Source organism: Pseudomonas sp. (assembly GCF_026224925.1).
Lineage (GTDB): Bacteria > Pseudomonadota > Gammaproteobacteria > Pseudomonadales > Pseudomonadaceae > Aquipseudomonas.
In genome coordinates this window covers 1-9,791 of sequence record NZ_JAMFRV010000014.1, presented here as the reverse complement: position 1 = coordinate 9,791, position 9,791 = coordinate 1, and the positions used below count along the sequence as shown (strand labels likewise).

Sequence of the window (9,791 nt, the reverse complement as noted above, 5' to 3'; positions counted from 1 at the left end):
ACGAAGGCTTCCGGGAAGCCCTTTTCTTCGTCGATCTTGCGCCAGTAAGCAGCGTCGAATTCGGCACACAAGGCGCGCACGCCTTCGCGGATAGCATTCAGTTCTTCGTTGTTATTGGGGTTCATCATCGATCCTTAAGAGTGTTGCAATGCTCAGTCGAATTTAACGCTGGCGCGCTGGCTGATACCGCCCGCGTCGCTGGCCCATAGATCGGCAATGCCGCGTGCGGTGTGGCAACCCGCCACTTGAAACTCGGCCGGGGCAATCAGTGGCCGGACGCCACGGAAGGAAAACTGCCGAACCTGGGCAAGCGGGTTCGCCCGCACAAAAGCCGCGAGGTTGAGGGTGGCGGTCAAAGGGCCATGCACCACCAGGTTGGGATAGCCCTCGGTTTCAGTAACATAGGCAAAGTCGTAGTGAATCCGGTGGGCATTGAAGGTCAGGGCCGAATAGCGAAACAACAGCAATGGATCAGGGCTGATTGGTTCGCTCCATTGCGCTTCGGGCGGCGTATCGCCTGCCGCCAGTTTCGGCGGCGTGGGTTCGCGGTAAACGATGTCTTGTTCCTCGCGAACGCATAGCTGACCGGCCTGCCAATATTCATGGGCAAGGGTCACGAACAGCAGTGAACCACTGCGCCCGTGCTTTTCTTCTATGTGCTGGAGGATGGTGGTGCGCCGGGCATCCATTCCTACTTGCAGAGGTTGGATAAACTCAACTCGGCTGCCGGCCCACATGCGGTTACGCCCGTGAGCTGGCGGCATGAATTCACCCAGTTGCGGGTGCCCGTCGGGGCCCAAGCCGTTGCTGTTGACGCAATCGTCGAAGAAACACCAGTGCCATAACCAAGGCAATTCTTCTCCGTGCTTTGGCGTCGGGGCATTAAAGGTTGCGGCAATGCGCCGTAGGGCGTGGGTGCCGAAATGGTCGTGGCGTTCTTGGGTTCGGCCCAGCCAGTCCCCGCGTTCGAAAGCCTGCATGTGCGTATCCGTTGTTGGCTACTGTGCTGCACATGATGGGGGGTGGTTGCGAGCTGGGGAATTCGCATTTCCATAAGTCCGTATGAGGTTTTGCCTAATGCCACCTGCGTTATCGTGGGGTAAAACGGCGCCTTTCAATTTTCGAAATTGCGGCCTTTGCGTTGCCCAATCATTCTGCTGCGGTCATTAATCAAAAGAGGGCGGCAGCTATCAAACGCTTTGAGGAAACTCGACATTTTGCTTTATCGCTATTCGCCATCAAGGGCTACAGCAATGTGGGCATGCGCGAGCTGGCATCGGCTTTGGGCATCGGTTGCGGTTCGATCTACAACCACATCGAGAGTAAGGAGGCCTTGCTGTACGAGTTTTTCGAGGAATTGTTTGACGCGCTTTATGTTCAAGCATTACAGATCCGAAAGCGCGTCGCCGCACGTCAGCGACTGCGCGCCATGGTCAAAATGCATTTGGCGTTGCAGGCGTGCATGCCTGAGCACTTTCAAATCGTTGAAAGCGAATGGCGGCATTTGAGTGAGGATTTTACAGGCGCACGCAAGCGCTCGTCGTTTGCGCTATGAAGAACTTCTGGCTGAAAGCTTTGGGCTTGGCGCTGCTGGACATGGCTGTACAGCGAGTATTGTCACGTTGCTCAATCAGTCGCCTGCGTGGCTGAACCCTATAGCTGCGACTGGGACTGCGCGTCTGGAACTGATGCTCGGGATTATTGCGGTGATGGTGGATGCGTCTACCGAGACTGCGGCATCTGAAAATGCAGTTAATCAGAACTAGCCGTGCCCGATGCCGCGACTGCCATGCTGATCAGCCCACTCACCAAGCGCCGCAGTTCTGGCAGATTCTCGGTTGAGGATTTTATGCCGGAACCGGCCAGGCGCAGGATGCGTGCGGTGTCCTTCGCGGCCTGTGACGAGCCCCCGGTAGGGTAGTCCGATAACACGGCGACCAACTGCGCTTCCATCTGCTCATACAAATCTGCCAACGCTTGTGGCGCGAATTCTGCGCAGTTGGCTAACAGCTCAGTGGCGTTTTCCGAATCGATGACCGAGGCAACAGGCTCAATGACCCAAATATCGAACACGCAACTCAGGCGCTCGTGCAGGCCCCTGACGTGATTCAGACGCGCCGTGGTTTCAGCCAGATTACGCTCGCACTGTCGGCGGACCAATTCAGCAAAAATCGCTTCTTTATTGGCGAATGAAGCATAAAGGGAAGGGCGCGACATTAGCGCGGCTTCAGCGACGTCGCTCATGCTCACTTTTCGATAGCCGTGCCGTAAGAACAGCTGAAATGACGCGTCGATGATTCTATCTTCCTTGGTTTGCATATTGCGAGGCTGTCCAAATCTTACAGTTGACGATTAGTGTAAAGGTGTTAGTGTCTTTACATATTCCGTGAAGTGTAAAGCGATGACTGAGGAGATGGCAATGAGCAATGTTCCTGTTGGCGGCAGCGGCATAAGAACCACCAAAGCGTATGCGGCCTTGCAGCGGGGTGGTCCGATGGTGCCTTGGTCGTTTGAAAGGCGTGCGCCACGGCCGAAAGATGTGGCAGTGAAGATTTTATTCAGTGGCGTTTGCCACTCCGACATTCACTCGATGAACGAGTGGGGTCAGGAGTTTCCGCTGGTACCGGGGCATGAAATTGTCGGCGAAGTCACCGAGATCGGTGCGGCGGTTGAGCGCTTTAAGGTTGGCGACAAGGTAATGATCGGCACCATCGTCGACTCGTGCCGCCACTGTGAACAGTGCCAGGCCAACAAAGAAATCTATTGCCGTGAGTTCCCGACCACGACGTTCGATGGCATTGATCGCGTCGACGGCACGCGCACCCGAGGCGGTTATTCAGACCAGTATGTGGCCGATGAGCACTTTGTCTATCACTTGCCAGAGGGCTTGGACCCGGCCGCCGCCGCGCCGCTTCTGTGTGCGGGCGTCACCACTTACTCACCACTGCGCCACTGGAATGTCGGTCCGGGTAAGACCGTGGGTATTGTCGGGATTGGCGGGCTTGGGCATTTGGCGGTGAAGTTCGCCAGGGCCATGGGCGCGCATGTGGTTGCGTTCACCACGTCGCCAAAAAAGGCCGAGTTGGCGTTGAAACTCGGTGCCCACGAAGTGGTGCTGTCGACCGATTCAGCGCAAATGGCAGCTCAGGCGCTTCGCTTTGACTTCATTCTGGATACGGTTTCGAAGCGTTATCCCATGGACCCGTTTCTGTCAGCTTTGAAGGTCGACGCGACCCTGTGCTCGTTGGGGATCCCCGATCAGTTCGATTTCAGCCCGATGTTGCTGGCCATAGGCAGACGCAGCATTGCCAGTTCAGGTTCGGGGGGCACTGCTGATACACACGAGATGTTGGCGTTCTGCGCAGAACACAAGATCGTCGCGGACGTGGAAGTAATCGCCATGAGCGAGATCAACGAGGCGTTTGCCCGGCTGGAGAAAGGCGATGTCCACTACCGTTTTGTAGTGGACATGGCGCGGGGAATCTAACTGCGGCTCAAGGGGTGATGTCGGTCTTGAACCACTTTTGCGACAAGGTCTTCACCGTCCCATCCGCCAGTGCTGCGCGCAACGCGTCGTCAAACTTTGCTTTCAAATCAGGATCGCTTTGACGAAACGCTAGTGCTTCGCCGGGTCCCCAGATCGAACCGCCGATCTTCGGGCCCACCATGGCGATTGCCTGGTATTCCGGCTTGTCCAGTATCGAGCTGAAAAACGTGACGTCGTCGAAGGCGAAATCAATCCGTCCAGCCAGCAGGTCCATCACGTGTTCACCAGACTTCTTGTATTCGCGAATGGTCGCGATGTCCTTGAAGTTGTCTTCGATGAACTGCGTGTAGGCGGTGCCGGACTGGATACCGATGGATTTACCTTTGACCAGGGTGCGCAACGCATCGATGGTCGGTTTGTCGTGGGCAGCGTCGCCAGTGAGCTTGGCGATTTGCCCGGATGGTCCAGCGCCGCCGATCAAACCCTTGTCAACCGCAACCAGCACCCCTTGAGTCGACGCATAGGGAATAGAAAATGCGATGACCTTTTCCCGCTCCGGTGTGATCACAATGGCGTCCATGAGCATGTCGAACTTGCGCACCTGCAAGCCGGCAATCATGCCGTCCCAGTCTTGCGCCTGTAAGTTGCACTGCAGCTTGATCCGCGTACACAAGTCTTTCATCAAGTCTGGCTCGAACCCGCCGATTCCTCCGCCTGGCAGCGTCATGTTCCAGGGTTCATACGCGGCTTCGGTCGCAATCGTGACTGTGCTCCACTCCTTGGCCTGCGCCACGGCGGCGCACAGTGAGGTAAGTGCGATCAAGGCGTAGGTCGCCGACTTTGTCACGGTTTTCAAATAGCTCATTGGGTACATCCCCACTGCAAATAGACGTTGATTGGCATGGGTAAAACGGCGCGTCAGGGACGCAATATGGGTGCTTCATTTGTTATATAGGGTGCTTATAGGGCACGCATTAACCGGTCAAGAAGCTCGGCCGTAGAAGCCGATTCTTTCTTCTGCGCTGAACAACACACCGGGCTTTTCGTAATAGGAAAACACCGCGATCATTCGGTCGCGGCCACCTTGCACCGGAGTGACCCGGTGAGCGGTGTGTTTGCCGCGGAACACATTTAACGTCCCGGCCTCGAGCGAGAGGCTATGTACGGCCGGGTCTTCACCTTGCAGTAGCTTGGCGACACCTTCGTAATTAGGGTCTTCATCGGAACGCAGGTCGCTGCGGTACTGAAACTCACCGCCAGCCTCAGGCGCCTGAAGCAATAGAGTGGTGGTAAATTCGGAGCGGTCGAAGTGCCAGTTCAGGGCTTGGCCTTCGCGATAACTCATGACATTGGCGCGGGCCAGAGGGTCTTCCATCACGTGCAGCACTGGCTTGTCCATGGCGGCCGCGATAAAGCGTATCAACGGTTCATACTGATAAATCCTCAGCACGATGCTGTTTTCGATTTGATCAGCACACAGCGTTTGGCTGACGGTTTCGACCTTGCGCAATGCGGGATGGTCGGCCGCGAGGCCAGGAATCTCGGGTTTGAAATAGATGTTATGCATGCGCTTATGGACGTGTGATTGGCTGTCCATCGTAGGGCGCAGTGCCTCGGCTGCTTGTTGCGCAGCGAAGGGGCGCAGCAGTTGCTTCAGGTTGAACATTCCATTGGCCTGCAGCTCGGATCGAGCCGTGTCGAGCATTGCCCGCCATTGCGCAGTGCCTTCCTGGTCCAGGGGATAGCGTTGCAAATCCAAAATGTCGTGCATGTGCACCTCGCGTTGTCTGAGGTGCCAAACTAGCGCGCCGCTACCTTCCCAACAACGGCATAAATTGTTAGCGTTACCCAAGAAAATCTTTCGAAGGAATGATCATGTGAACCGACTTCCTCCCCTGAATGCGGTCAAGGCTTTCGAGGTTACTGCTCGGTTGGGCAACTTTGTGTTGGCTGCTTCTGAGCTGGGGGTGACGTCGGCGGCCGTCAGCCAGCAGGTGCGGCACCTGGAAGATTTTCTTGGCCGACAGTTGTTCGTTCGCACTGGAAACCGGCTGACCTTGACCGATGCCGGGCATGACGTGTACCCGCAAACTGCCCGCGCCTTGGGTGATATCGCCAACATGACTGCGCGCATGCTTGAGGGCGATTTGCATGCCCGACGCTTGGTGGTGAGCGTGCCGTTCTCCCTTGCTGAACATTGGTTGGCGCCGAAGTTGTCAGGATTGCTGGATTTTTACCCGCAACTGTCCATCGACATCCGCGTCGAAGACGATCCGGTAGACCTGGCGCGTGGCGACATCGACCTGCGTATTGCTTATGGCGATTACCATTACCCTGGCCTTCAAGCCATTGTGCTTGCCCATGATCAGGTGGTTCCACTGTGTGCGCCCGAGTTTTGGTATCGCCACGGCAATCAGGACTTCAATCTGGAGCCGGTTCAGCAAAATCTGTTTATTCATACCCATTGGGGTGCCAGCTTTGCCTCTCACCCGACATGGGGCGATTGGTTTGCCGAGGCGGGTAGCCCTTACCGGCCTGATCCGGCGCAGGGTCGTCGCAGCGGGCTCTCCAGTTTGTCTATTGCCATGGCGCGGCTTGGGTTGGGTATCGCACTGGGACAAAAGGCCATTGCCCACGCCGATCTGGAAGCCGGTCGGCTGATTGTGCTGTCGCCCATTGCGCTACGCCTAGGTCACGCGTATTGCGCTTTCGTCCCAGCGGCAAAGTCCACCAGGGCGGATATCAAACGCTTGATCGCCATGCTTGAATTGACATCGAACACTGCATGATCCAGTTGTTTAGCCGTGTATTTACGTCTAGGTTGCTGGATCAACTTTTCGTTTAAGAATAAAACTACAAAAATCAGGAGTCACAGATGCAACCGATTCGTCTCGGTTTGGTGGGTTACGGCAAAATTGCGCAGGATCAGCATGTCCCCGCGATTTGTGCCAACCCGGCCTTCCAACTGCTTGCTGTCGCCAGCCAAGGGCAGCCGTGCCCTGGGGTAGAAAACTTCAGCTCCCTGAGTGAAATGCTTGAGCAGGGTCCAGAGCTGGATGCCATCGCTTTTTGCACACCGCCCCAAGGCCGTTATGCGTTGGTGCGTGCAGCCTTGACTGCGGGCAAGCATGTCTTGGTGGAAAAACCGCCATGCGCCACCCTTGGTGAGGCCATGGCGTTGGTTGAGCACGCCCATGAGCACGGCGTGAGCGGCTTGTTCGCGTGGCATTCGCGCTTTGCTCCCGGTGTTGACGCTGCCCGCGATTGGCTAGCGAGTCGTACGTTGCAATCGGTGCAGATTGACTGGAAAGAGGATGTTCGCAAATGGCATCCCGGCCAAGCCTGGATCTGGCAACCGGGCGGCTTGGGTGTTTTTGATCCGGGCATCAATGCGCTGTCTATCGTTACCCATTTGTTGCCATCGCCACTGTTTGTAGCGTCGGCCGCACTGCGCGTACCGAGCAATTGCCAGTCACCGATAGCTGCGTCGTTGAACCTGTCGGACGCCAAGCACCTAGAGATTCGCGCCGAATTTGATTTTGACCACGGTCATGATGAACTTTGGAGTATCGAGGTTCGTTGTAAGGAAGGGACATTGCGCCTGGACAGTGGCGGCGCTTGCCTCACGATCGACGGTATCGCCCAACAGGTAGCAGAAGAAGGGGAGTACCCGGCGGTGTATCGCCATTTTGAGCAGTTGATTCGCACCAAGGCCAGCGATATGGATGTGCAGCCATTGCGCTTGGTAGCAGACAGTTTTTTCCTCGGCAGTCGCGAGCTGGTCGAGCCGTTTTACGATTGATTACAGGCTTCGGCAGCGCTAAAGGGGCATTTGACTGAAGTCGCCACCGCACAGCTCGGTGTGTTGCGAATGTCCCGGTTGTTTACCCTCTCCATTTTTATTGATCCCGGACAAGAGTCCGTACGACTTTTGGCCAGTCTCACGCTTAGCTGTTGTAGGAAGTTGTACCTTATCGTACGGTCAGTGCAGAGGTTCTCGTTGCAATTTCCACACCCTCTTACCGAGGTTAAAGAGCGCGTCGCGCCGTCAAGTACGAACCATCGGGTAGCCTGCATGCGAACCAAACATATATTCAGCGTTAATTTACGCAGACTCATTATCACCTTGGCACTTCTGAGTGCAGGTCTTACGCTGGTCAATAGTCTCTACGCCAGTTATCGAGTGCAACGGCAGTTGTTGATCGACAACACATTGGAGGCAAACCGTGTTTACGCGATGAAACTGGCAAACAGTACTGACGCATTTCTGGCGGCGGCAAAACAGCAGTTGGCGTACAGTGCTTCGTTGTTAGGTGATCAGCTGGACAGTACCCAAACACTGCAATCGGAAGTGCGAAGGCTGCACTTGCAAACTAACAGTTTCAACTCCGTAGCGATCGTCGACGCGCAAGGCTGGGTACGTGCTGTTTCGCCTGAGCTGTTTACCGGCAAACAAAAAATGGCAAAGACCCCCGGCGCGCTTGAGGCATTGAGTAAAAGGCTCCCACTGATCAGTCAGCCCTATATTTCGCTGGCAGGTCATTTGGTGGTGTTTATGTCTCATCCGATCATTGATCGTGAAGGTCGTTACCTAGGCTATATAGGCGGCACCCTTTACCTTAAGCATAAAAATATGCTCTACGACTTGCTAGGGGAACAGTACTACCACGACGGGTCCTATCTTTACGTGGTCGACCAAAACCGCCGTTTTTTGTTTCATCCGGACCCATTACGGGTGGGCGAAATCGCGGAGGGTAATACCGTGATCGATGCGGTAATTCGCGGTGAGAGCGGCATGCAGCGGCTGGTTAATAGTCAGGGCATCAACATGCTGGCGGGTTATGCCAATGTGCCTTCGGCGCATTGGGGGATCGTCGCGCAAAAGCAAACTCAGGCGACCCTCGCTGCACTCAATAACCTGATGCTGGACGTGTTGCGCAATAGCCTGCCGTTGGCCGTGTTCGGTTTTATTATTGTGTGGTGGTTGGCGCGTTTGATATCACGCCCGCTGCTGTTGCTGGCGCAAAGTGCCGAAGAAATGGAGATGCCTGGTGCGGTGGGTCGAATTGAAAGTATCAAGCCTTGGTACTACGAGGCGGCCCAACTTAAGCGCGTCATGCTGGTGGGTGTTCGTTTACTGCATGCCAAAATCAGCAAGTTGACCAATGAAGCTCAGACAGATGCGCTTACCGGTTTATCTAACCGTCGCGTTCTGGACAGTTCACTGGAGCGACTGGAAAGTGAGCACACACCGTTTGCAGCGGTTGCGGTGGACATTGACCACTTCAAGGCAGTCAACGATAACTTTGGCCATGACGTTGGCGATAAAGTACTTAAGCGATTGGGTGAGTTGATGCGCCTCAATACCCGTGATAACGATGTTGTATGCCGTGTTGGGGGAGAAGAGTTTCTGATTCTTCTACCCAACAGCTCGCCCGAGGTGGCCCTGAGGATTTGCGAACGTCTGCGTCAACAGGTTGAAAGTGCCCTGTTTGAAAGCGCAGGGCACATCACTATTTCCTTGGGGGTAGCGCACTGGCCACAGTCCTCATCGAGTATTGATGAGGTGTTAAAGCTGGCGGACAAGATGCTTTACACCGCGAAACTAAGCGGTCGCAACCGGGTGGTTGCAGCCACCGTAAAAGTGCCTTTGTTGGACCCCTATGGGGCTGTGCACTAAGCGATATTCCAATATGGAATCCATTGCATAAAAAACATGACTTTTATTTATTGAAGCCAACGCTGTAGCGTGTGCCGTTCTCCTTCTCTGGATGGTCGGCATGGCAGCGGAATTAAGTTCCACCGAACAGCATTGGCAACGCAATCTGGCAGTGTGCGTATTCGGTTCGTTCACCACCATCATCGCAATGACATTGCTGCTGCCTTTCTTACCGCTGTATGTCGAGCATCTAGGCGTGAGCGATCCGGCTGCGGTGGTGCAATGGTCAGGCGTGGCATTTGGCGCCACGTTCCTTTCCGCCGCTTTTACTGCGCCGCTGTGGGGCAGGCTGGGTGACCGTTACGGCCGTAAGTTGATGTTGATTCGGGCAAGCCTGGGGATGGCAATAGCCATGTCGTTGATTGGCTTGGCGGAGAATGTCTGGCAACTCGTTCTACTGCGATTGCTTGCTGGATTGCTCGGTGGTTATGCGTCCGGCGCGACTATCCTGGTTGCCACGCAAACGCCCAAGGCTCGCTCGGGATGGGCGCTGGGCATGCTGTCGTCGGGGATCATGGCCGGCAGTTTGGTCGGGCCATTGATTGGTGGTTTATTGCCGCCGCTGATTGGCATCCGTAATACCTT

11 protein-coding genes and 1 pseudogene are annotated in these 9,791 nt (G+C 55.4%); 7 read left to right on the top strand and 5 right to left on the bottom strand.

What is annotated here, in order from left to right; translation table 11 throughout:
- Together M0974_RS00840 and M0974_RS00835 are read right to left on the bottom strand one after the other, a co-directional pair.
- Positions 1–125: pseudogene (locus tag M0974_RS00840) on the bottom strand (acyl-CoA dehydrogenase); the annotation flags it as partial.
- 27 nt (positions 126–152) lie between these two features.
- A complete protein-coding gene (locus M0974_RS00835) occupies positions 153–980 on the bottom strand; it encodes a transposase (RefSeq protein WP_297831394.1) in 828 nt (275 codons plus the stop codon).
- 281 nt (positions 981–1,261) lie between these two features.
- Between M0974_RS00835 and M0974_RS00830 the strand changes: the two genes are divergently transcribed.
- Both M0974_RS00830 and M0974_RS00825 read left to right on the top strand, forming a co-directional pair.
- Positions 1,262–1,555, top strand: coding sequence for a hypothetical protein (locus M0974_RS00830; RefSeq protein ID WP_297831391.1), 294 nt, complete (start codon positions 1,262–1,264; stop codon positions 1,553–1,555).
- The gene (locus M0974_RS00825) at positions 1,545–1,766 is read left to right on the top strand and encodes a hypothetical protein (RefSeq protein ID WP_297831388.1); all 222 of its coding nucleotides are present in this window, start codon (positions 1,545–1,547) and stop codon (positions 1,764–1,766) included. The genes M0974_RS00830 and M0974_RS00825 overlap by 11 nt, the downstream gene beginning before the upstream one ends.
- Here M0974_RS00825 and M0974_RS00820 read toward each other — a convergent pair.
- Positions 1,753–2,319, bottom strand: coding sequence for a TetR/AcrR family transcriptional regulator (locus M0974_RS00820; RefSeq protein WP_297831385.1), 567 nt, complete (start codon positions 2,317–2,319; stop codon positions 1,753–1,755). The two genes, M0974_RS00825 and M0974_RS00820, sit on opposite strands and share 14 nt — an antisense overlap.
- A 175-nt stretch (positions 2,320–2,494) precedes the next feature.
- On the opposite strand from M0974_RS00820, the gene M0974_RS00815 reads away from it, so the two are divergent.
- Positions 2,495–3,487 carry an NAD(P)-dependent alcohol dehydrogenase gene (locus M0974_RS00815; protein ID WP_297831397.1) on the top strand — a complete coding sequence of 331 codons (993 nt, stop codon included), beginning with the start codon at positions 2,495–2,497 and terminating at the stop codon, positions 3,485–3,487.
- A gap of 7 nt (positions 3,488–3,494) precedes the next feature.
- Here M0974_RS00815 and M0974_RS00810 read toward each other — a convergent pair whose 3' ends face one another.
- Both M0974_RS00810 and M0974_RS00805 read right to left on the bottom strand, forming a co-directional pair.
- Positions 3,495–4,352, bottom strand: coding sequence for a transporter substrate-binding domain-containing protein (locus tag M0974_RS00810; RefSeq protein WP_297831382.1), 858 nt, complete (start codon positions 4,350–4,352; stop codon positions 3,495–3,497).
- Positions 4,353–4,469: 117 nt separating this feature from the next.
- On the bottom strand, positions 4,470–5,258 hold the full coding sequence (locus tag M0974_RS00805; protein ID WP_297831380.1) for a 2OG-Fe(II) oxygenase: 789 nt from the start codon (positions 5,256–5,258) through the stop codon (positions 4,470–4,472).
- 106 nt (positions 5,259–5,364) lie between these two features.
- Between M0974_RS00805 and M0974_RS00800 the strand changes: the two genes are divergently transcribed.
- The 4 genes from M0974_RS00800 to M0974_RS00785 all read left to right on the top strand — a co-directional run.
- On the top strand, positions 5,365–6,276 hold the full coding sequence (locus tag M0974_RS00800) for a LysR substrate-binding domain-containing protein (protein ID WP_297831377.1): 912 nt from the start codon (positions 5,365–5,367) through the stop codon (positions 6,274–6,276).
- Positions 6,277–6,362: 86 nt separating this feature from the next.
- Positions 6,363–7,289: a Gfo/Idh/MocA family oxidoreductase gene (locus M0974_RS00795; protein ID WP_297831374.1), complete on the top strand. Its 927-nt coding sequence runs from the start codon at positions 6,363–6,365 to the stop codon at positions 7,287–7,289.
- Positions 7,290–7,562: 273 nt separating this feature from the next.
- Positions 7,563–9,167 carry a sensor domain-containing diguanylate cyclase gene (locus M0974_RS00790; RefSeq protein WP_297831372.1) on the top strand — a complete coding sequence of 535 codons (1,605 nt, stop codon included), beginning with the start codon at positions 7,563–7,565 and terminating at the stop codon, positions 9,165–9,167.
- A 100-nt stretch (positions 9,168–9,267) separates the two neighbouring features.
- Positions 9,268–9,791, top strand: a 524-nt coding sequence (locus M0974_RS00785; RefSeq protein WP_297831369.1) for an MFS transporter, incomplete at its 3' end; no start/stop codon positions are given.